This is a genomic window from Flavobacterium sp. GW823-FHT04A11 (assembly GCF_058796535.1).
The window spans coordinates 768042-789873 of record NZ_CM179503.1; the positions used below are offsets into that span (position 1 = coordinate 768042).

18 protein-coding genes are annotated in these 21832 nt (G+C 36.1%); 12 read left to right on the forward strand and 6 right to left on the reverse strand.

Annotation, left to right across the window (positions count from 1 at the left end; translation table 11 throughout):
- Positions 1-167: 167 nt before the first annotated feature.
- The 8 genes from AC3QL1_RS03520 to AC3QL1_RS03555 all read left to right on the forward strand — a co-directional run bounded on the left by AC3QL1_RS03520 (position 168) and on the right by AC3QL1_RS03555 (position 10898).
- Positions 168-3323: a SusC/RagA family TonB-linked outer membrane protein gene (locus tag AC3QL1_RS03520; protein ID WP_492495148.1), complete on the forward strand. Its 3156-nt coding sequence runs from the start codon at positions 168-170 to the stop codon at positions 3321-3323.
- 11 nt (positions 3324-3334) lie between these two features.
- Positions 3335-4864 carry a SusD/RagB family nutrient-binding outer membrane lipoprotein gene (locus tag AC3QL1_RS03525; protein WP_492495149.1) on the forward strand — a complete coding sequence of 510 codons (1530 nt, stop codon included), beginning with the start codon at positions 3335-3337 and terminating at the stop codon, positions 4862-4864.
- A gap of 154 nt (positions 4865-5018) precedes the next feature.
- Complete coding sequence (locus AC3QL1_RS03530; RefSeq protein ID WP_492495151.1) at positions 5019-6338, forward strand: GntP family permease; 1320 nt, start codon at positions 5019-5021, stop codon at positions 6336-6338.
- A 4-nt stretch (positions 6339-6342) separates the two neighbouring features.
- Positions 6343-6810 carry a RidA family protein gene (locus tag AC3QL1_RS03535; protein WP_042565550.1) on the forward strand — a complete coding sequence of 156 codons (468 nt, stop codon included), beginning with the start codon at positions 6343-6345 and terminating at the stop codon, positions 6808-6810.
- A 186-nt stretch (positions 6811-6996) separates the two neighbouring features.
- On the forward strand, positions 6997-8028 hold the full coding sequence (locus AC3QL1_RS03540; protein WP_492495153.1) for a PfkB family carbohydrate kinase: 1032 nt from the start codon (positions 6997-6999) through the stop codon (positions 8026-8028).
- Positions 8029-8044: 16 nt separating this feature from the next.
- Positions 8045-8692: a bifunctional 4-hydroxy-2-oxoglutarate aldolase/2-dehydro-3-deoxy-phosphogluconate aldolase gene (locus tag AC3QL1_RS03545; protein ID WP_492495155.1), complete on the forward strand. Its 648-nt coding sequence runs from the start codon at positions 8045-8047 to the stop codon at positions 8690-8692.
- Between the two features lie 3 nt (positions 8693-8695).
- Positions 8696-9811: a D-TA family PLP-dependent enzyme gene (locus AC3QL1_RS03550; protein ID WP_492495157.1), complete on the forward strand. Its 1116-nt coding sequence runs from the start codon at positions 8696-8698 to the stop codon at positions 9809-9811.
- 16 nt (positions 9812-9827) lie between these two features.
- Complete coding sequence (locus AC3QL1_RS03555) at positions 9828-10898, forward strand: dipeptidase (protein WP_492495159.1); 1071 nt, start codon at positions 9828-9830, stop codon at positions 10896-10898.
- A 173-nt stretch (positions 10899-11071) separates the two neighbouring features.
- Here AC3QL1_RS03555 and AC3QL1_RS03560 read toward each other — a convergent pair whose 3' ends face one another.
- Positions 11072-11848 carry a DeoR/GlpR family DNA-binding transcription regulator gene (locus tag AC3QL1_RS03560; RefSeq protein WP_264535372.1) on the reverse strand — a complete coding sequence of 259 codons (777 nt, stop codon included), beginning with the start codon at positions 11846-11848 and terminating at the stop codon, positions 11072-11074.
- 184 nt (positions 11849-12032) lie between these two features.
- Between AC3QL1_RS03560 and AC3QL1_RS03565 the strand changes: the two genes are divergently transcribed.
- Complete coding sequence (locus AC3QL1_RS03565; RefSeq protein ID WP_492495162.1) at positions 12033-14336, forward strand: family 20 glycosylhydrolase; 2304 nt, start codon at positions 12033-12035, stop codon at positions 14334-14336.
- Between the two features lie 57 nt (positions 14337-14393).
- Here AC3QL1_RS03565 and AC3QL1_RS03570 read toward each other — a convergent pair whose 3' ends face one another.
- The 3 genes from AC3QL1_RS03570 to AC3QL1_RS03580 are packed head-to-tail and all read right to left on the reverse strand — an operon-like array spanning position 14394 to position 17871.
- On the reverse strand, positions 14394-15140 hold the full coding sequence (locus AC3QL1_RS03570) for a succinate dehydrogenase/fumarate reductase iron-sulfur subunit (RefSeq protein ID WP_492495163.1): 747 nt from the start codon (positions 15138-15140) through the stop codon (positions 14394-14396).
- 47 nt (positions 15141-15187) lie between these two features.
- On the reverse strand, positions 15188-17188 hold the full coding sequence (locus AC3QL1_RS03575; protein ID WP_492495165.1) for a fumarate reductase/succinate dehydrogenase flavoprotein subunit: 2001 nt from the start codon (positions 17186-17188) through the stop codon (positions 15188-15190).
- Between the two features lie 11 nt (positions 17189-17199).
- A complete protein-coding gene (locus tag AC3QL1_RS03580; RefSeq protein WP_492495167.1) occupies positions 17200-17871 on the reverse strand; it encodes a succinate dehydrogenase cytochrome b subunit in 672 nt (223 codons plus the stop codon).
- 320 nt (positions 17872-18191) lie between these two features.
- On the opposite strand from AC3QL1_RS03580, the gene AC3QL1_RS03585 reads away from it, so the two are divergent.
- The gene (locus tag AC3QL1_RS03585) at positions 18192-19553 is read left to right on the forward strand and encodes a hydroxymethylglutaryl-CoA synthase family protein (protein ID WP_492495169.1); all 1362 of its coding nucleotides are present in this window, start codon (positions 18192-18194) and stop codon (positions 19551-19553) included.
- A 310-nt stretch (positions 19554-19863) separates the two neighbouring features.
- Complete coding sequence (locus tag AC3QL1_RS03590; RefSeq protein WP_492495171.1) at positions 19864-20061, forward strand: bacteriocin-like protein; 198 nt, start codon at positions 19864-19866, stop codon at positions 20059-20061.
- An 82-nt stretch (positions 20062-20143) separates the two neighbouring features.
- On the opposite strand, the gene AC3QL1_RS03595 is transcribed toward AC3QL1_RS03590, so the two are convergent.
- Both AC3QL1_RS03595 and AC3QL1_RS03600 read right to left on the reverse strand, forming a co-directional pair.
- The gene (locus tag AC3QL1_RS03595) at positions 20144-20581 is read right to left on the reverse strand and encodes a GNAT family N-acetyltransferase (RefSeq protein WP_492495173.1); all 438 of its coding nucleotides are present in this window, start codon (positions 20579-20581) and stop codon (positions 20144-20146) included.
- 3 nt (positions 20582-20584) lie between these two features.
- Complete coding sequence (locus AC3QL1_RS03600) at positions 20585-21160, reverse strand: hypothetical protein (RefSeq protein ID WP_492495175.1); 576 nt, start codon at positions 21158-21160, stop codon at positions 20585-20587.
- A 183-nt stretch (positions 21161-21343) separates the two neighbouring features.
- On the opposite strand from AC3QL1_RS03600, the gene AC3QL1_RS03605 reads away from it, so the two are divergent.
- Positions 21344-21754 (forward strand): helix-turn-helix domain-containing protein, encoded by a 411-nt coding sequence (locus tag AC3QL1_RS03605; protein ID WP_492495177.1) that lies wholly within the window; start codon positions 21344-21346, stop codon positions 21752-21754.
- Positions 21755-21832 lie beyond the last annotated feature (78 nt).

The window sequence follows — 21832 nt, forward strand, 5'->3', positions numbered from 1 at the left end:
TCAAAAACACCTTTAGAAATCACACTTCTTTTGGAAATTAAAAATACTTGAATAAAAAATATTGCAAAAAATATGCATTTTGTGCAAAAAAAACGCAACTGTGAAAAATAAATATATATATTTGGACATCAATGCAAAACCAAAAAAACAACTAACCAAAAAAAATTATGAAAACAACGCTAATTTCATTAGTGTTTATTGGAGGAATCATCTTCTCTGTAAACGCAAAAGATGTTGCAATAAAAAAGCATCTTTTTGAACAACAAAGCAATCAGGTTGAAATTTCAGGCCAAATTCTGGGTCAGGACGACGGAATGCCGATTGCCGGAGCCACTATTTATGCAGAAAGCAATAATAAAATAGCAACAATATCTGATGAAAACGGAAAATTCAAATTAACTGTTCCGGAAAACGAAGCCCACATTATTATAACCTACATGGGCTACGAAACTTTATCTTTTGCCTTAATCAAAACTTCAAACTTAACCATCAGATTAAAACCTGCCGAAAATGTATTAGAACAAGTTTTAGTAACCGCTCTTGGGGTTAAAAAAAGCAGTAAAGCAATCGCATATTCGGTAACGGAACTTAAAGGAACAGAATTTACAAAAGCAAAAGAAACAAATATCGCCAATGCATTGGTTGGAAAAATTGCCGGTGTAAACGTGAGCAGCACCGCAACCGGACCAAATGGATCGAGCAGAGTTGTAATTCGTGGAAACGGTTCCTTAAACGGAAACAACCAGCCGATGTATGTGGTAAATGATTTACCTATTGATAATACACAATTAAATTTACCGGGAATTGGAAATGGCGCCGGATCAACAAGAATTAATGTGGATCGAGGTGACGGAACTTCGGTTATAAATCCGGATGATATTAAAACCATTACGGTTCTTAAAGGCGGAACTGCGGCGGCTCTTTACGGCGCAAATGCTGCAAATGGAGTAATTTTGATTCAGACAAAAAGAGGTGCGGCGCAACAAGGAATTGGTGTGGAGTACAATACATCTTTTACTTTTGAAACACCATCTATCATTCCGGATTGGCAATATGAATACGGTTCAGGAGCCAATGGAAAAAAACCAACTACGCAGGCGGAAGCTATTGCTGATGGCCGCTGGTCGTGGGGTGCAAAAATGGATGGAACCGATGTTATTCAGTTTGACGGAGTTGCCAGACCTTATGTTGCTCAAAAAGACAATATCAAGAATTTCTACAGAACGGGAACTACTTTTATCAACTCGATCGCTTTATCCGGCGGTGTTGAAAAAGCTACGGGACGTCTTTCGTTTTCGAATATGGATAACGAAAGTATTTTACCAAACTCAGGTTTTAATCGCAAAACTTTAAACATTGCCGGAAATGTCAATTTAACAGACTGGCTAAAGTTTGATGTGGTAACGCAATATAATTTAGAAAAATCAGAAAACAGACCTACCGTTTCTGATGCTGAAGCAAATGCCAACTGGGGAACTTACATGATTGCAAATACTGTGGACATTAGAAACCTTGCCCCGGGTTATGATGCAAATGGTGTTGAGGAAGCATGGAACCCGGTTGCCGTTGCTACAAACCCGTATTTTGTGGTGAATAAAATTAAAAACCACGATACTAAAAACCGTTTTATCGGAATGGTAAACGTAAAATTGAATTTTACACGTGATTTATTTCTTCAGGGTAGAATTGGTCAGGATTACACCGATTATGATTTCTTTGGATACATTCCAAAAACAACTTTGAACAATCCGGTTGGTTATGCGCAGGGTTCAAGAATGAAATTATCAAACCTGAATTCTGAAGCGATTTTAAACTATTCGAAGAAAAACATTTACAAAGATTTCTCTTTAAATGCCTTAGTTGGAGTCAACTCAAGAACAACGCTGCGAGACGAAACCAAAGTAGAAGGATCTAATTTTGTGTTGGATGATTTCTATGCTTTGAGCAATTTATCGACGCTTACTTATAGTTACCCTTACGGAAAAACAAAAACAAACTCTGTCTATGGCGCTGTAGATTTAGATTATAAAAATATCGTTTTCTTAAACTTTACAGGTCGTCAGGATTGGTTTTCGACTTTATCTGCAGAAAACAACACGGTATTTTATCCTTCTGTCGGGACAAGTTTAATCGTTTCGGATATGATTACAATGCCTCAATTTATATCATTTGCAAAATTAAGAACTTCCTGGGCCGAGGTTGGTGGCGCCACTCCGGATCCGTATGCATTAAACCAATCGTATTCTATGATTCAGGGAGGGCATAATGGTCAGCAATTGCAAGGCCCTACAAGTTCAAGAGTTCCAAACGCAACATTAAGTCCGCTAACTTCTACAACCTTTGAAATTGGAACCGATTTAGGATTTTTTAATAATCGCTTAAACGTAGATTTTGCCTGGTACAATCGTGCTACTACAAATGATATTGTCGAAACTACAATCTCAACTGCTTCGGGAGCAAACACAGCTTTGCTGAATCTTGGAAAAATGAGAAATAAAGGTGTCGAACTTTTACTTACAGGAAAAATCATCAACAATGAAAACTTTTCATGGGATGCAACTTTCAACGGATCTTATAATAAAAACACCGTTGAAGCGCTTACAGATCAGTTAAACTCGATTACCATGGCAACTTCTGTAAATGGTTATGTAACAATTGCAAGTGATGTTGGCCGTCCGTACAGTATTATAAAAGGGTACAAACCTCGTGTTGATGCAGCTGGAAACACAGTTTATAACGTAAGCGGTGGTTCTGCAACCATAGCGCAAGGTCCGCTGGAAGAATTAGGTCAGGGAGTTCATCCTTGGGGAGCGGGAATCAGTAATGAATTTAAATATAAAAATATCTCATTCAGCTTTTTAATTGATGGAAAATTCGGCGGAAGCCTATACTCTGGAACTGATTTGTACGGAACTCGTATGGGTTTAACGAAACTAACACTTGACGGTCGTGAAAATGGTTTGCCAATTTCCGGAGTTGACACCAATGGAAATCCGGTGAATATGGTTATTGCTCCTGAAAACCTTAGAACGTATTATGATGGTTTAAGAAACATTTCATCCACTTTTGTTTATGATGCAAGTTTTGTCAAATTAAGACAAATTATTCTGGGATATCAATTGCCAATTGAAAAACTAAAATCGCTGTCTAAACTTCAGGGCGTTTCACTTTCATTTGTGGCAAGAAACTTATTCATTCTTTACAAGAAAACACCAAACGTAGATCCTGAATCTGTATTTAGTGCCGGAAATGCTCAGGGTGTAGAACAATTTGGGGTGCCAAAAACCAGAAGTTTCGGTTTAAGTTTAAACGTTAAATTCTAAAATTAAAAGACATGAAAAAGATCACCATTTTATATATAACAGCCGTGCTTTTAGGAAGCATGACGGCTTGTACCAAAGATTTTGAAGAAATAAACACCAACCCAAACGTTGTTGAAAAACCAAACCCGAATTTCATTTTCAGCAAATCTATTTTAGACGGTTTAAACAATAATTATTTTGCTACCAATATTTTGGAATGTGGCGGAATGCTGCAACATTATGCAACTTACAAAGAAGCATCTGGAGTGGGAGATAAATATTTAAGCAACGAAGTTTACTATTCTGCTTACTTTAATCAGGTGTATCCAACGGCATTAAATGAAACCGAAATTGTAATTAATGCCGTAAAAGACAATGCAAACGACAGCAATAAATTAAATGTTGCCAGAATCTGGAAAGCCTATTTGTATCACAGAATTACAGATTTGTACGGCGATGTTCCCTATTCTGAAGCTGCAAAAGCAAACAGCACACAAATTTTTCTGCCAAAATATGATACACAGGAATTCATCTACAAAGATTTATTGAAAGAACTTGACGAAGCTGCTTTGGCATTAGACGCTGCTAAACCAAGTTTTGGCGGTGCCGATTTTATTTATAACGGAGATGTAGTCAAATGGAAAAAATTCTCCTATTCATTAATGCTTCGTTTGGCAATGCGATTGACTAAAGTTGATCCTGCACTGGCACAAACTTGGGCTACAAAAGCAATCGCAGGCGGCATTATCATAGACGGAACCGATAATGCAATTATGAAATATACCGACGGACCAAATGATATCAATAGAAATCCGGTTGGTTTTGATTCGAGAAAACAAGATTTTACCGCTGGATCTTACGGTCAGCGAAATGTGGAAGGCGGGAAATTATCCAAAACATTTATCGATCTTTTACAAACTACTGCAGATCCAAGAATTAGTGTTTATGCAGGAGTTTGGCAAGGAACGGTTCAAAACACCAATATTGCGGTACAAAAAGGTTTCCCTAACGGATTAAAAATTGCCCCAGCCCCAACAGAACAGGCAACTTATTCTGAACCAAATCAAAGTACTGTTTTCAAATATGATGCGCCGCTTGTTATATTAAGCAATGCCGAAACAAATTTATTATTAGCCGAAGCTGCTGCAAGAGGCTGGTATTCTGGTGAAACCGATCAGGCTTTATATGAAAAAGCAGTAAAAGCTTCGTTTTTAAACATGGGAATTTATGGAGCCGGTTATACAATTGCAGACGCAACACCTTATTTAACCCTAAATCCTTTTAATGCCGCCGGATCTTTTGAGGATAAAATGAACCAAATTCATACGCAAATGTGGGTCGCTCTTTTTGTAGACGAGCAGGAAGTTTATGCCAATTGGAGAAGAACAGGGTATCCGGTTTTAGTTCCTGTTAACTTTCCTGGCAATGTTACAAACGGCACAATTCCAAGACGTTTCAAATATCCAACCAGCGAATATTCAGTCAATTCAGCTAACTTAGCAGAAGCGGTTAAACGTCAGGGTGAAGATAATTTCACAACAAGAATCTGGTGGGATAAATAATAACCGTTGGTGAAAAAAATTTAAACACATAGAAACATAGCTTTTGCTTGCGCTAAAAAAAGCTTTTCACTTTCATAAAAGCACATAGCTATGTTTCAATGCAGTTTCAAATATTTTTAATTTTTAATTCTCAATTTTTAATTAAAAAAAATAAATGAGCATATTAATTCTTACGGCATGCATTGCGTTTTTAATCGTTCAAATCGCGTGGTTTAAACTCAATCCGTTTATTGCCTTTATCATTACAGCTTTATTGGCAGGTCTTTTTTTAGGCCTGCCAATAAACACCTTGTCGCAGACAGTGCAAAAAGGTTTGGGCGAAATGTTAGGTTCAATTACGCTGATCATAGTTTTCGGAACCTGCATTGGTAAACTTACCGTTTCCTCAGGCGCCGCCAATGTTATTGCCAAAACAGTTATGAGATGGACGGGCGAAAAATATGTCCGCTTAGGCTTAATGATTACCGGATTTATTGTTGGGATACCGCTATTTTATAGTGTTGGATTTGTTTTGTTAGTACCTTTAATCTTTTCAGTAGCCCATCAATTTAAACTGTCAAAAGTATATCTGGGAATCCCTATGCTTGCGTCACTTTCTGTTGCGCACGGTTTTTTGCCTCCACATCCGTCTCCAATGGCGTTAAGCAGTATTTTAAATGCTGATATTGGTCTTGTTTTAGTTTACGGAATCATCATTGCCGTTCCAACCATTTTTATCGCGGGTTTATTATTTTCGAATTTATTGAAGAATATCAAAACCGAATCAGATCATGAAATTTTAAATGTCGAAGAAGTAGTGAACGAAGGAAAATTGCCAAGTTTCGCCGTTAGTTTATTCTCGGCTTTATTTCCCGTTTTCGCATTAACGCTGACTTCACTATTGCCTTTAATTTCAGATAATGAAACAATCCTGAACATTTGCAAAACGGTTGGCGAACCAAGTATGATAATGCTGATTTCGCTATTGATTTGCACCTACACTTTAGGAATCAGAATGAACCGAAGCCTAACCTCTGTCATGGATGATTATGCAATTGCCATCAAAGATGTGGCACTGATTGTTTTAATTGTTGGCAGCGCGGGAAGTCTGAAAGAAGTAATGATTGTGAGCGGTGTAAACGAAACTATTGTTTCTACTTTAACCCAAATCAACATTCATCCGTATTTACTGGCCTGGATTATGGCGGGCATTATCAGGGTTTGTGTCGGTTCTGCAACTGCGGCAGGATTAATGACCGCCAGCGTTTTATTACCTTTGTTACAAACTAATGGTCTCGACCCCAATCTTTTAGTTTTATCTGTTGGAGCAGGAAGTTTGATGTGCTCGCATGTAAACGATCCAAGTTTTTGGATGTTCAAAGAATATTTTAATATCAGCCTAAAAGATACTTTCAAATCATGGACCGTCATGGAATCCCTGGTATCTGTTTTAGGAATCATTTTCGTCTTTATTTTAAACACTATAATACATTAATATCATGAATTTATTACCTCAGGAAAAATTTGAAACACTCGGCTTATCATTACCGCCGGCGCCTCAACCTCTTGGTATATATAAACCTTATTTAGTCGACGGAAAGTATTTGTACCTTTCTGGTCACGGTCCGGTTCGCGACGACAAATCCTTAATTATTGGAAGAATTGGCGACGATATGGATATTGAAGAAGGAAAACTAGCCGCACGACAAGTCGGACTAACCATGCTTTCGACAATTGTAACCAATTTTGGAAGTCTGAACAAAGTCAAAAGAGTTATAAAAGTATTGGGAATGGTGAATTGCAATGGCGATTTCCTCAGACATCCTTACGTAATAAATGGCTGCAGCGAATTATTCGCTGAAGTCTGGGGACAAGAAAACGGAATTGGCGTAAGAAGCGCCGTTGGTATGGGCTCTTTACCGGACAACATTCCTGTTGAGGTTGAAGCTGTTTTCGAATTGTATTAAAGAAAAGTTATGCCACAGATTAAAAATGATTAACATGGATTATTTAATTGAACCATTAAGATATTAAGTTTATTAAGAACTAAGCTTAATTTTTCTTAACTCATAAGTTTCATTAAGCAGTCAAACTTAATTTTCTTAATATCTTAATGGTAAAAAATATTTAATCTGTGACAAAAAAATAAACTCATGAATACAGCTACATCACAAACAAGAATTGCAACTTTCGGAGAATTATTACTTCGGATGAATATTGCAGATGGAAATCGGTTTACGCAGGCCAATGAAATAAAAATTCATGTTGGCGGTGCCGAAGCCAATGTTTGTGTTTTACTTTCCCAACTCGGCATTCAAACCGATTATATTACGAGATTGCCTCAAAATGATTTGGCACAACTGGCCTTAAACGAATTGCAGAAATACAAAGTAAATACCTCAAAATGTGTGTATGGCGGTGAACGTCTGGGATTGTATTTTGTCGAATCCGGAAATCAAATAAGGCAATCGCAGGTTATTTACGACCGAAGCAATTCATCGTTTGCCACGATTCAGAAAGATCAGATTAATTGGGATTTGGCTTTCGCCGATGTAACCCATTTTCATTGGTCCGGAATAAGTCCGGGAGTTTCTTATGAAGCAGGTTTGGTTTGTAAAGAAGCCATACTTTCCGCACATCAAAAAGGATTGCCCATTTCTTCTGATTTTAATTACCGCTCTAAATTATGGCAATACGGAAAACATCCTTCTGAAATTATGCCGGATTTGCTTCAATACAGCACAATCACGGTTGCAGATTTAGACGCGATTGAAATTTATTTCGGAATAAAAACCGACAAAAACGAATCGGATGCCAATCGTTTCAGGAAAACATTCGAATTATTAAAAGAAAAAATGCCTTTGCTAAAAACGCTGGCGATGAGTTTTAGAAAATCAGACGGACTTGCGCATTTATACAAAGGAATGTTATTTCACGAAGGACATTTTTATGAAACCAAAGAATACAAAATTCATTTGGTAACCGACCAGATTGGTTCCGGAGATGCCTTTAACGCAGGATTATTATACGGATTATCCAAGAAATTATCCGGACAGGAATGCATCGAATGGGCAACGGCTTGCAGTGTGATCAAACAAAGTATTCACGGAGATTTTGCCATGAGCAATCCAACAGAAATTAGTCATTTTATTGCAAATGGCGCGAGTAACAGAATCAATAGATAAAATTATATTCAAGAATATGTACAGCATTTTAAAAGCACAAGGCGTACTTCCGTTAGTAACACAAATCAATATTGAAACAGCCAGAATTGTACTGCAATCTGCCAGTGATGCCGGCATAAAAATTATCGAATTTGCCGCTCGTGCAACAGATGCAAAAGAAGTATTTACGCAAATGGTCGCCTTTAAAAAAGCGAATAATTTAGACCTTAAAATTGCTGTTGGTTCTATTTTAAATGTAAATGATGCCAAAACGTATCATGAATTAGGCGCAGATTGTATTGTGTGCCCACATACAGATTTAGAAATTGGCACTTATTGCATTCAAAATAATATTTACTGGATTCCGGGCGCGGCAACTTTAAACGAAGTGCTTCATGCTAATAAATTAGGCGCAGATCTTGTCAAACTTTTTCCTGCCGATAAAATTGGCGGACCGGGATATATAAAAGCAATCAGAGCGCCATTTCCGGATTTAAAAATAATGCCAACCGGAGGCGTAACTTTAGAAGAAAGCAATCTGAAATCCTGGTTTAAATCCGGTGTTGTTTGTGTTGGAATTGGTTCTAATTTATTTTCGAAAGAAATGCTTTTGGATTTAAAGTACGAGCAATCGCTTGAGGCTTTTCAGAATTTAATTGAAGTTGTAGAAAAAACAAGAAACTAGATTATGCAGAAAAATTGGTGGAAAATTAAATCGGAAATTCACGTTGATACTCCATTTTTAGCCGTTTACGAAGATCGTATCCGGTTCAATCTGGAACGCCTTATTGGGGCGGTAAACGGCGATACTCAAAAATTAAGACCTCACATCAAAACACATAAAATAGGGGAAATTTTGGAGTTGTTTAAAATCTACAACATCAAAAAAGTAAAATGTGCTACAATTGCCGAAGCTGAACTTGCGGCCATACATGAAATTCCGGACGTTCTCCTCGCCTATCAGCCTGTGGGAGAAAAAAAAGAAAGATGGATTTTGCTGATTCAAAAATATCCAAATATAAATTTTTCGACTATTGTTGACAATTTAGAATCGGCGAAAGCCCTGAATGAAATTGCCGGGAAAAATGATCTAATTCTAAGCATTTATCTGGATTTAAATACCGGAATGAACAGAACCGGAATCTCTATTTCGGATCAATGGATTGATTTGGCAGCTGAAATAATTTCCCTCAAAAACATTCATTTTGAAGGATTCCATATTTATGACGGACATTTAAAAGGAAGCGTTGAGGAACGGGAATTACAAGCTTCAAATTCCTTTTCGATTATTAAAAAAGGAATTGAAATACTGCAGCAAAAAGTACATTACAGATTAAAAATTGTTGCCGGAGGATCGAATACATTTCCGTTTTATGCGGCTCAGGAAAATGTAGAATCAAGTCCTGGAACTTTTGTTTTCTGGGATTCGAATTATCAGACTAATTTGCCGGAACAGGAATTTAAACCTGCTTTGGTTATTATGGGAACGATAATTTCAAAACCCACAAATACAACACTTTGTATTGATATTGGATACAAAGCCGTTTCATCAGAAAATCCGATTGATAAAAGATTAGTGATTTTAAATGATGAAAATTTAATTCCGATTTCCCATTCAGAAGAACATTTGATTGTAGAAAATCGGGGCAAAAATCAATATAAAATTGGCGATACCGTTTATGCACAGCCGTATCATGTTTGCCCAACCTGCGCACTGTACGATTCTGTTCAGGTCATTAACAAAGAACAGCAAATTTGCGATCAATGGCTGGTGGCAGCGCGTGGCCGAAAAATTAATATTTAAAATTAAGTCACTCAATATGTTTATAATAGACGCCCATTTGGACCTGAGCATGAATGCGATGGAATGGAATCGAGATTTAAGAAATGACGTAACAACTTTGCGCCATTTAGAAAAAGGAATGACGGATAAACCGGATCGTGAACGTGCGACGGTTTCATTTCCTGATTTGCGAAAGGGAAATATTGGAATTGTTGTGGCTACTCAAATTGCAAGATTTGTAAAACCCGACAGCATTATTCCCGGTTGGAATTCTCCTGAACAAGCCTGGGCACAAACACAAGGGCAATTAGCGTGGTACAAAGCCATGGAAGAAGCCGGAGAAATTACCGCAATTACCGATAAAAAATCGCTCCAAAAACAAATTGATTTATGGAATGACGGAATGCCAAACGATAAAAAACCAATTGGTTACATTTTGAGTTTAGAAGGTGCCGATTCGATTATTGATATTTCATATCTTGAAAAAGCATACAATTACGGATTGCGTGCCATTGGACCCGCACATTATGGCCCCGGACGTTACGCAAACGGCACGGATGCAACGGGAAAAATGAATCAAAACGGTCTTGATTTATTAAAAGAAATGGAGCGTTTGAATATTATTCTGGACGCGACACATTTGTGCGATGATGCTTTTTGGCAGGTTCTTGATCATTATCAAGGACCAGTTTGGGCAAGTCACAACAATTGCAGAAGTCTGGTGGATCATAATCGCCAATACAGCGATGAAATGATTAAAGCTTTGATTTCGAGAGGAGCTGTTATTGGCGGCGCTTTGGATGCTTGGATGTTGGTTCCGAATTGGGAACGTGGTGTTTCTATGCCTTTGGGAATGAATTGCAATTTAGAAACCGTTTTCAAACACATGGATCACATTTGTCAGTTGGCAGGAAATGCAAATCATATTGGCGTAGGTTCAGATTTGGACGGCGCTTTTGGTACAGAACAATCTCCATATGATTTAAATACCATTGCCGATTTGCAAAAATTGGTTTTGATTTTTAAAGACAAAGGTTATTCTGATGAAGATTTAAACAAAATCTTTCACCAGAACTGGATTAATTTTTTAATGAAGAATTGGGATTAAATAATATGACATTCAGCAAGGAAAACTAAACTTGTTTTTTGCCACGAATTTCTCGAATTTACTCGAGTTTTTATTTTGAAACTGTTTAAAAACCAGCCTCAAATTGCACCGACTTTTTAGATCTATACAATCAAAATAATTCGGGTTAATTCGAGAAAATCGTGGCAAACTTTTTAAATAAAAACTAAACTTGGAACTGCCTTTTTATACGATTGTAATTTTTCGTCGTTTGGATCAACTTCCGTAACTACGTAATCAACTTCAGATAAATTGGCAATTTTCATTTTTAGAACAGTATCGAGTTTTTCAGAAATAGTTAAAATTGCTGTTTTTTCAGAAGCCTGAATCATTGCTTTTTTTACCTGAACGGTTTCCCAGTCAGAGTCTGAAAATCCGCCTTCGATATCTAAGGCATTGGTTCCTAATATTAATAAATCGACTTTAATATTAGCCAGTTGATTATAAACATCGCCGCTCACGCACATTTGGCTGTAGGATGAAATGCTGCCGCCAATCATGATAATTTTAACATTGGGTTTATCCAGAAGTTCAACCGCAGATAAAACGGTAACAGTAAAAATAGTAAGATTTAAATCATTAGGAATCAAACGAATGAATTCGCGAATGGTCGTTCCGCCACCAATCAATAAAACCATTCCGTCGTGAAGTAAACCTAAAGTTTTTTGCGCAATGATTTGTTTTGATTCGCCTGCATAAGTCTGATTGGATGAAGAATGATGGTACGCTTTTGTCATCGCGCCGCCTTTTACTTTAATCAGTAAAGATTCTGATTCAAGTTCATTAATATCACGTCTCACAGTATCTTCTGAAACAAATAATTTAGCCGAAAGCGTTTCAAAACTTACACGGGTATGCAGGTTAATCTCTTTTAAAATAAGATTTTTACGTTCTTCCTTGCTATAATTTACCACTTCATTATCGTTATTCATGCGAATTCTTTTTTGAACAAATGTAAACAATAAATGCAATATTATTGCGAAGCGAATTATAACACAAAGTAATAAAAAAGTTAACAAGCCTAATTTAAAGACATTTATACACAATTAAGTACTGCAAAAAAAATGCAGCTTAATTTACAAACCGTAAATTTGTTTAACTACCAAAAAAATAACCATGCAAAAAAGTTTATTTCTCTTTTTAATATTTTGTTATTCCTTCGGAAATGCACAAACATCCCTAATCAATAATACTATTATTCCTGCTCCAAATTCATACAAAGCAACCGGAGATAGTCTTAAAATTGATGGACAAATAAAAGTTGTTTTCGAAAATAATAAGTTCAGCGCGAAAGAACTTAAAACGGCACAAATTTTTGAAAGTGCGATTAACAAAAATACAGCTTCAAAAAAGAGCAAAATTGTGGTTTTATTTGTTGCTCAAAATCCTTCGGCTTCATTAAAAAAAGAAGCGTATAAAATTAACATCACAACGAAGAAAATAACCGTTACCGGAAGTGAAGAAGGATTGTTTTACGGAGTGCAAAGTTTGCTTCAGCTGCTTCCAAACCAACCAAAAGGTCCTGAAATCAAATTTCCCTGCGTCATTATCGATGATGAACCCCGATATTTGTACCGAGGCTTGCATTTAGACGTCTGCCGTCATTTCTTCTCTGTTTCTGTTATAAAAGATTTTATTGCACAAATGTCCAGTTATAAATTAAATAACTTTCATTGGCATTTAACAGATGATCAGGGCTGGAGAATTGAGATAAAAAAATATCCAAAATTAACCGAAGTCGGATCGAAAAGAGCACAGACATTAGTGGGCAATAAATTCGAAAGATCACCGTATTTTTTTGATGGAAATCCGTACGGAGGATTTTATACACAGGAAGAAATTAAGGAAGTTGTAAAATTTGCCGAAGACCATTATGTGAATATTATTCCGGAAATCGAAATGCCGGGTCATGCAACCGCTGCCGTTACCGCTTACCCAAATTTATCCTGTTTTCCTGATCGACAATATAAAGTTGTCGAATATTGGGGCGTTTTTGATGACATTTTCTGCGCCGGAAAAGAAGAAACTTTTACTTTTCTGGAAGATGTTTTGACTGAAGTTATGGCTTTGTTTCCGAGTAAATATATCCATATTGGTGGTGATGAATGCCCGAAAACAAAATGGAAAGAATGTCCGAATTGCCAAAAGAGAATTAAAGATCTCGGTTTAAAAAACGAACATGAATTACAAAGTTACCTCACCACCAGAATCGAGAAATTCCTAAATGCAAACGGAAGACAAATCTTAGGCTGGGATGAAATGCTCGAAGGCGGATTGGCTCCAAATGCCGCTGTAATGTCGTGGCGCGGAGAATCTGGCGGAATTGCGGCAGCCAAACAAAAACACAATGTAATCATGAATCCGGAACAAGTACTTTATCTGGATTATAATCAAGGATATTCGCCGAATGAACCGCTAACAATTGGAAGATTAACTACGGTCGAAAAAATATACAAGTACAATCCAACTCCGGTTGATAGTTTAACGGTTGAGGAGCAAAAATATATTTGGGGAGTTCAATCGAATCTTTGGTCAGAATATCTAACAAGTCCCGCGAAGCTAAATTACATGCTTTATCCTCGCTTATTTGCTTTAGCCGAAATTGCCTGGACAGAACCGAAAAACAAAAATTACAATCATTTTATTCTGAATCAAATTCCGCATCATTTGGAAAAACTGGAATTACAAAAAAGATTATATAAAGTTCCATCTCCTTTTGGTTCTAATGAAACCGCTTTAATCGCATCAAAATATGTTTTGGATTTAAAACCAACCATTAAAAACGGTCAAATTTTCTACACGATTGACGGTTATAATCCGGATGAAACAGCTGAACTTTATGAAAAACCTGTAACCATAAATATTCCGAAAGGAGAATTTAGAATCATAAAAACGGTTCAGATTAGTCCAAGTGGGAGGAGAAGTTCGATCAATAAAATATTAGTCAGAAATCCGGATTTAAAACCAGCTTTAGCCATAAAACCAACTAAAAAAGGTTTGAAATATGATTATTATACCGGAACAATATTTCAACATGTTCAGGATTTAGAATTGGTAAAACCGGTTAATTCAGGCATTTTTGAAGGCGCAATAAGCAGTGAAAAATGGAAATCAAAAACAGAGCGTTATATCGGCTTAAAATTTGACGGATATATCTATATCGCAGAAACGGCAAATTATACGATTTCAACGCTTTCAGACGATGGATCAAAGCTTTTTATCGATAATGAATTAGTCGTAAATAATGATGGTATTCATTGGCTTAATGAAGCGTATGGCGCTGTACAACTCGAAAAAGGCTTCCATAAAATCAACATCAGTTATTTTGACCAAATTGGCGGAACTACCTTAAGCTGTTTTATTCAGCAGGAAAGAAAAGAAAAACAGGAAATTAGCGCTTCGCAATTGTATTATGAATAAAAAAAGGTTCCGACATATCGGAACCTTTTTTTATTTAAAACTAAAAGTGTTTTTAGATTATCCTTTTAAGCTTGCTGCTAAATATTCACGGTTCATACGTGCGATATTTTCAAGAGAAATTCCTTTAGGACATTCTACTTCACAAGCTCCGGTGTTGGTACAGTTACCAAAACCTTCGTGATCCATTTGGTGTACCATGTTTAATACACGATCAACAGCTTCAACTTTACCTTGTGGTAATAATGCGTATTGCGAAACTTTTGCAGCAACGAATAACATTGCAGATGAGTTTTTACAAGTTGCAACACAAGCTCCACAACCAATACAAGCAGCTGCATCAAATGATTTATCTGCATCGTGTTTGTTAATCGGAATGGTGTTGGCATCAATTGTATTTCCTGAAGTATTTACCGAGATAAATCCTCCTGCGTGCTGAATTCTGTCAAAAGAACTTCTGTCAACAACTAAATCTTTAATTACCGGGAAAGCTTTTGCTCTAAATGGCTCGATAAAAATCGTGTCACCATCTTTAAACATACGCATGTGTAACTGACAAGTTGTAACTCCTCTGTCTGGTCCGTGTGCTTCTCCGTTGATGAATAAAGAACACATTCCGCAGATTCCTTCGCGACAATCGTGGTCAAATGCTACCGGCTCTTCTCCTTTGTTGATTAATTGTTCGTTAAGAACGTCAAGCATTTCTAGGAAAGACATATCTGGTTCGATTCCGTCGATTGGGTAATCAACGATTCCTCCTTTATCCTGGGCGTTTTTTTGACGCCATATTTTTAATGTAAGTTTCATTTTGTATAAGTTTTAAGTATCAAAAAGTATCTGGACTTTTTTAAATACTATTTGTAGCTTCTTTGAACTAATTTAATGTTTTCGTAAACCAGAGGTTCTTTGTGTAATACGGCATCACTTGGTTTTCCTTTGTATTCCCAAGCTGCAACGTATGCAAAGTTTTCGTCATCACGAAGTGCTTCTCCTTCTTCTGTTTGGTATTCTTCACGGAAGTGACCTCCACAAGATTCATTACGGTGCAATGCATCTTTTGCGAACAATTCTCCTAACTCTAAGAAATCGGCAACACGTGTCGCTTTCTCTAATTCCTGATTAAATTCGTTTGCGCTTCCAGGAACTTTTACATCTTTATAAAACTCTTCACGTAAAGCGGCAATTTCTTCGATAGCTTCAGTTAATCCCTGAGCATTACGAGCCATACCTACTTTATCCCACATGATTTTTCCTAATTTCTTATGGAAATAATCTACAGAATGAGTTCCTTTATTATTGATAAATCTGTCGATTTGATCTTTTACTTCTTTTTCTGCTGCTACGAATTCTGGTAAATCTGTAGAAATTGGTCCCATTTTAATATCCGGAGCCAAATAATCTCCAATAGTATATGGTAACACAAAATATCCATCAGCTAAACCTTGCATCAAAGCAGAAGCTCCAAGTCTGTTTGCTCCGTGATCAGAGAAGTTAGATTCTCCAATTGAGAAACATCCCGGAATTGTAGTCATTAAGTTATAATCAACCCAAGTTCCACCCATTGTGTAGTGAACCGCTGGGTAAATCATCATAGGTGTTGTATACGGATCTTCGTCAACGATTTTGTAATACATCTGGAATAAGTTTCCGTATTTACTTTTCACGATTTCAGCTCCTAATTTAGTTACCAAAGCAGCATCGTTAGCATCTAAACCTTTTACGAAAGCTTCTTCAGTTCCGTAACGTTTGATAGCCGCAGCAAAGTCTAAGTAAACAGCTTCTCCGGTTTTGTTAACACCAAAACCAGCATCACATCTTTCTTTTGCAGCACGAGATGCAACGTCACGAGGTACTAAGTTACCAAAAGCAGGATATCTTCTTTCTAAGAAATAATCTCTCTCAGCTTCAGATAAATCAGTTGCTTTTTTCTTTCCTTCGCGAATTGCCTGAGCATCTTCTAATTTTGCAGGAACCCAAATACGACCATCATTACGTAAAGATTCAGACATCAAAGTCAGTTTTGACTGGTGATCTCCTGAAACCGGAATACATGTTGGGTGAATTTGTGTATAACAAGGATTTGCGAAAAACGCTCCTTTTTTATGTATTTTCCAGGCTGCTGTTGCGTTACTTCCCATAGCATTTGTTGACAAGAAAAATACGTTTCCGTATCCTCCAGAACCAACTACTACCGCGTGAGCAGAATGTCTTTCTATTTCTCCGGTGATTAAGTTACGAGCGATAATACCTCTTGCTTTTCCGTTCACGATAACAAGGTCAAGCATTTCGTGACGGTTGTACATTTTTATTTTTCCACGACCAATCTGACGGTTCATTGCAGAATAAGCTCCTAACAATAATTGTTGTCCGGTTTGTCCTTGTGCATAAAAAGTACGAGAAACCAAAGTTCCTCCAAAAGAACGGTTATCTAATAATCCACCATATTCACGAGCCAATGGAACTCCTTGAGCCACACACTGGTCGATAATATTAGCAGAAACTTCAGCCAAACGGTGAACGTTTGCCTCACGTGCACGGTAGTCACCTCCTTTTACAGTATCATAAAATAATCTGTAAACCGAGTCACCGTCACCTTTATAATTTTTTGCCGCATTGATACCACCTTGTGCAGCAATAGAGTGCGCACGACGAGGTGAATCCTGAAAGCAGAAAGCTTTTACGTTATATCCCTGCTCAGCCAAAGTAGCCGCAGCCGAACCTCCAGCCAAACCTGTACCAACAATAATAATATCTAAATTACGCTTGTTTGCAGGGTTCACTAAATTAATATGATCTTTATAATCTGTCCATTTGTCCGATATTGGGCCGTGTGGAATTTTTGAATCTAATGCCATTATAATTGATATTAATTATGTTGATTGAAATGATGAAATAATGCGATAATTACGAAAGCAGCCGGAACTACAACAGCGAACCAGTACCCTACTTTACTTAAAAATCTTGAATATTTGTTATGCATCCCCATTGACTGAAGAGATGAACCGAATCCGTGCCAAAGGTGAAAACCTAATAACACAAATGATATACAATACAATCCTGTACGAATTGGATCTTGAAACTTATGCACTAACTCTCCATAATATCTTGTTGCATCAGGAGCATTACCTTCCACATATTTGTATCCGATTTCAGGAAACCAAAAATCATAGAAATGCAATCCTAAGAAAGCCAAAATAACCAATCCAGAAATAATCATATTTCTAGAACTCCATGAAGCATTTGCAGCTCCGTTGTAATTTGCATAAGCAATTGGTCGTGCAGCTCTATTTTGAGCCGTTAGTACAAATCCCATAACGAAATGGAAAATTACTCCGAATGCCAAAACAGGTTGCATTACATATTGAATTAGCGGATTGTAACCCATAAAGTGAGAAGCTTCGTTAAAAACATCTTCACTAATAATAGAAATGAAATTTAAGGAAACATGCAGCGCTAAAAACGTGATTAAGAATATTCCCGAAAGAGCCATAGCCACTTTCTTTAAGATGGAAGCATTCAATAGTGCAGATTGTGCCATAAGTGTTTAAGTAGTTTGTTTTAAAAAATTAGACAAAAATAACTCAATTACAAAAGAACTACAACCATTTCGCTGTTATTTATAATGATTTTAAAGAGCTTTTAAGACTATTGTACAAAATATTAGAAAACAACCAAATAAGCGAAATTAAAAAGGCGTTTTGCCGAAATCCTGATTTTTATACAATTACTAATTTGCTATTTTTTTAAGCTTTTTGATTTATTTTCCTCAAAAATAAAGCCGTCACTAATTTTAATCCAAGAAAACGGCCGAATTTTAATAGCATAATTTTACCTTTATCGGCTTCAAAAAAAATCAGAATGAAAACAGGAATTGACGCTATTTCTTTTGACGTAGCCAACATACATTTACCCATAAAAACTTTGGCTGTAGCCAGAAATATAGAACCGGAAAAACTAGAAAAAGGTCTTGGCTTAATTAAAATGACTTTGCCTGACGTTCATCAGGACGCCGTTGTTTTTGGTGCAAACGCTTTGACAAAACTTATCCTTGAAAACAATATAAATTTAAACGAAATAAGCAGAATTTATGTTGGAACAGAAAGCGGAATCGACAGTTCGAAACCAATCAGTTCTTTCTTAATTAGTTTAATGGAGCAAAAACTTGGTGAAGATTCTTTAGCCGAATGTGATGTTGTCGATTTTACTTTTGCCTGCATTGGCGGAGTTGACGCGCTGCAAAACTGTATAGATTTTGTAAAATTGAATCCAACCAAAAAAGCAATTGTCGTTACGACTGATTTTGCAAAATACGATTTGAATTCAACCGGAGAATACACACAAGGCGCAGGAGCTCTTGCAATGCTTGTAACTTCAAACCCAAGAATTATTGCTTTTGATGAAAATTGGGCCACAAGCACAAAAGGTGTTTTTGACTTTTTTAAACCTTACAGAAGTATTGCAAAAGAAGCGATTACGCAAAACGAAAACAACGATCCCTGGTTTGATAATTTAGAAGCCGAAATCGAAATTCATAAAGACCAACCGGTTTTTGATGGTCAGTATTCGAATCAATGTTATATGGATCGTACGAGATCTGCCTACTTTTCATTTAAGAAATTAAAAAATACAACCGAAACTTTATACAATTCCTGGAACAGCATTATTATGCATCTTCCCTACTCTTTTCAGGGACGCAGAATGTTATCTGAAATTTATGCTCTAGATCACGCTGATAAAATCATTTCAGAAAATATAGAGTCAGCAGATTATCAAACTAAAATAAAAGAAGTTGGAAAATCTGAGGAATATAAAAAGTTTGTAACCGAGAAATTACAACCTGCAGAATTAGCTTCGTCTTTAATTGGAAATCTTTATACAGGTTCCATTTTCATGGGATTATTATCCACTTTGGCTCATTATTATGATACGAAGAAAGAAATTGCCGGAACTAAATTCGGATTTCTGGCTTACGGAAGCGGATCGAAATCGAAAGTTTTTGAAGGAACAATTCAACCGGAATGGCAATCGGCTTTAGCCAATACCAAACTTTTTGAAAATCTGGAAGAAAGTACAGAAATTGGTTTTGAAACTTACGAAAGTCTTCACAAAAAAGAACAAAAACAAAGCATTCGAACTCCTAAAAACGAATGGGTTTTGGACAGAATCGAAAAGGAAATTCCAAATTTAATTGGAGCGAGATATTATAAATGGATTGACTAAAAGGTAAATTCCAATTTTTTATCCCGAGGCTTCGGGACCAAATTCCAATTAGTTACTTTATAGAGCCTTTGTCAAAGTTTTAAACTTTGATAAAGGTTTTTTTTATTTAGCCTTGTTTTGTCATTGCGAGAAACAAAGCACCCGCACTAAAAAGAGCAAACCTTGACGATCTTCTACGTGAGATTGCTTCGTTCCTCGCAAAGACTTAGGATTGCTTTTTTTGTAAGTATTTATTTAGAAATAATTTGTATTTTTATCACAGTCGTATCCGAAAAACTTATAGAGTAGGAAAACCAAAAACAAATTACCTATGAAAAATCTTGAAAAATTATCAAAATTACAAAAACTATCAAAAGAGGAATTGAAATCAATTAACGGTGGAGCTGTAAATTGCGTACCTTATCCACTATGCAACGGCGATGAAGTTTCTTACTATGGAAGAAACCTATGTGGTTGGTATTTATACAGAACAGCAACAAATAGTATCTGTATGGAATACGCACTATAACAACATAATTATCAATTTATTAAAAACTGCTACTAACAAATAGCAGTTTTTTTATATTGAACCTTTCCATCGCCGGGAAGAGTTACTTATAAATCGTAAACTTATTATGCGTTAACTTAAAACCAAGATTTTCGTAAATAAACACGTTTTCTGTTCGCTTTTTATTTGTAGTTACTTCAATACTTTTTAGCTTATTCTGATCGGCATAGTGCATGATCTCATTTATTAATTGTCGACCAATTCCTTGTCCGCGATAATTTTGGTGTATGAAAAATTCCTGAATTTCGCCCACTAATCCGCAATGATGCAGCAAATTTTGTATGTGAAAACTAATAAAACCAACACGTTCAATTTCGTTTTCGGCCAGTAAATATAAATTGTTTGGGTTCGAAATGTTTTCGTTGAAGATTGCCTTGAATACTTCGAAATCTAAAACTTGGTTTTCGAGTTCGCAGATTGATTTGAAAACGAAATCGAGGTCTTGTTTTTCAGCTTTTTTTATTTTAATCTTTAATGACATAAATTAATCTACTTTATTTATTCTTTCCCTGCAAAGTATTGCAATTGCAACAAAAACAGAACTAAGATAAATTGCAATTGGAAACCCTAATCCTAATTTATACTTAGCAATACTATCATAAAAAGGTAATAGTTCTAAAATCCCAACTGTTAGGATTGGCAATGAAAACAATACCCAAAATGCAACAAAATTATCAGGAAAAGAAAACAATCGTCTAAGAATAAAAAACAATAAAAAACCAGTTGCCGTTAACGGAACTATAAACCAAACCCAACCCGATTTGATAACTGCCGAAATAATGAGCCCAATTGTAATGATTATAAAAAAACTTAATAAACTCCCAAAACTGAGATAAAAGAATGTTGCCAGATACTCTCCTGATTTAATTTTTGCAAAGAATTTCACCAGTATAAAAGTCAAAATTATTATCACCCCAAAACTAGTCATCAATCCCCGATCATTTCCTCTATCAATTTTGGAAGTAATAAGCATCCAAGACCAAATAAGAGACAAAGAAACCAGCAAAAAGATTACACTTTGTTTAATTGTTAGATATTTTATATCTGTACTTAATTTCATTTTTTAGTTTTTACAACTTCTATTGATTACCAAGATTACACAATTCTATATTCAAAATCAACAATCGTCAGAAAAATTGTATTTTTACAACCGAGAAAATAATTTACAAAATGTATCTCACAAACACACACTTGTTTTCTACCGAAACCGAAAATGTAAAAGAATTTTAAATATCTTTGAACTATGAGCACAGCACCAAAACCAAGACACATCGGGAGAAACATAAGCCGAATTAGAGAACTTAGAGATATGAAACAAGAAGCGCTTGCGATTGCAATTGGCACTACGCAACAATCGATCTCTATTATTGAAGGAAGCGAAAGCGTTGATGACGAAAAACTAAAAGCTATTGCCGAGGCTTTGGGCGTTCCGGCTGAAGTAATCAGAAATTTTTCTGAAGAAGCTGTTTTTAATATTATTGGGAATACTTATCATGACGATTCTTCTTCTATAAAAAATTACAATTGCACTTTTAATCCGTTAGATAAACTTCTTGAAACTATTGACAAGAATGAAAAACTTTATGAACGATTGATTCAGGTTGAAAAAGATAAAGCTGCTTATTTGGAGAAGTTGTTGAGCGAGAAAAAATAATTTCTACGATATATTTATAAAAAAACCGAAGCCACAAACTTCGGTTTTTTTTGTCTTTGCGAGGAACGAAGCAATCTC

Bases quoted from the DNA above. Each gene is read 5' to 3' on its own strand.
- AC3QL1_RS03555 (WP_492495159.1), top strand. From the start codon at position 9,828: ATGTTTATAATAGACGCCCATTTGGACCTGAGCATGAATGCGATGGAA.
- AC3QL1_RS03600 (WP_492495175.1), bottom strand. From the start codon at position 21,160: ATGAAATTAAGTACAGATATAAAATATCTAACAATTAAACAAAGTGTA.
- AC3QL1_RS03565 (WP_492495162.1), top strand. From the start codon at position 12,033: ATGCAAAAAAGTTTATTTCTCTTTTTAATATTTTGTTATTCCTTCGGA.
- AC3QL1_RS03605 (WP_492495177.1), top strand. From the start codon at position 21,344: ATGAGCACAGCACCAAAACCAAGACACATCGGGAGAAACATAAGCCGA.
- AC3QL1_RS03540 (WP_492495153.1), top strand. From the start codon at position 6,997: ATGAATACAGCTACATCACAAACAAGAATTGCAACTTTCGGAGAATTA.
- AC3QL1_RS03545 (WP_492495155.1), top strand. From the start codon at position 8,045: ATGTACAGCATTTTAAAAGCACAAGGCGTACTTCCGTTAGTAACACAA.
- AC3QL1_RS03525 (WP_492495149.1), top strand. From the start codon at position 3,335: ATGAAAAAGATCACCATTTTATATATAACAGCCGTGCTTTTAGGAAGC.
- AC3QL1_RS03580 (WP_492495167.1), bottom strand. From the start codon at position 17,871: ATGGCACAATCTGCACTATTGAATGCTTCCATCTTAAAGAAAGTGGCT.
- AC3QL1_RS03590 (WP_492495171.1), top strand. From the start codon at position 19,864: ATGAAAAATCTTGAAAAATTATCAAAATTACAAAAACTATCAAAAGAG.
- AC3QL1_RS03530 (WP_492495151.1), top strand. From the start codon at position 5,019: ATGAGCATATTAATTCTTACGGCATGCATTGCGTTTTTAATCGTTCAA.
- AC3QL1_RS03575 (WP_492495165.1), bottom strand. From the start codon at position 17,188: ATGGCATTAGATTCAAAAATTCCACACGGCCCAATATCGGACAAATGG.
- AC3QL1_RS03520 (WP_492495148.1), top strand. From the start codon at position 168: ATGAAAACAACGCTAATTTCATTAGTGTTTATTGGAGGAATCATCTTC.
- AC3QL1_RS03570 (WP_492495163.1), bottom strand. From the start codon at position 15,140: ATGAAACTTACATTAAAAATATGGCGTCAAAAAAACGCCCAGGATAAA.
- AC3QL1_RS03535 (WP_042565550.1), top strand. From the start codon at position 6,343: ATGAATTTATTACCTCAGGAAAAATTTGAAACACTCGGCTTATCATTA.
- AC3QL1_RS03550 (WP_492495157.1), top strand. From the start codon at position 8,696: ATGCAGAAAAATTGGTGGAAAATTAAATCGGAAATTCACGTTGATACT.
- AC3QL1_RS03560 (WP_264535372.1), bottom strand. From the start codon at position 11,848: ATGAATAACGATAATGAAGTGGTAAATTATAGCAAGGAAGAACGTAAA.
- AC3QL1_RS03585 (WP_492495169.1), top strand. From the start codon at position 18,192: ATGAAAACAGGAATTGACGCTATTTCTTTTGACGTAGCCAACATACAT.
- AC3QL1_RS03595 (WP_492495173.1), bottom strand. From the start codon at position 20,581: ATGTCATTAAAGATTAAAATAAAAAAAGCTGAAAAACAAGACCTCGAT.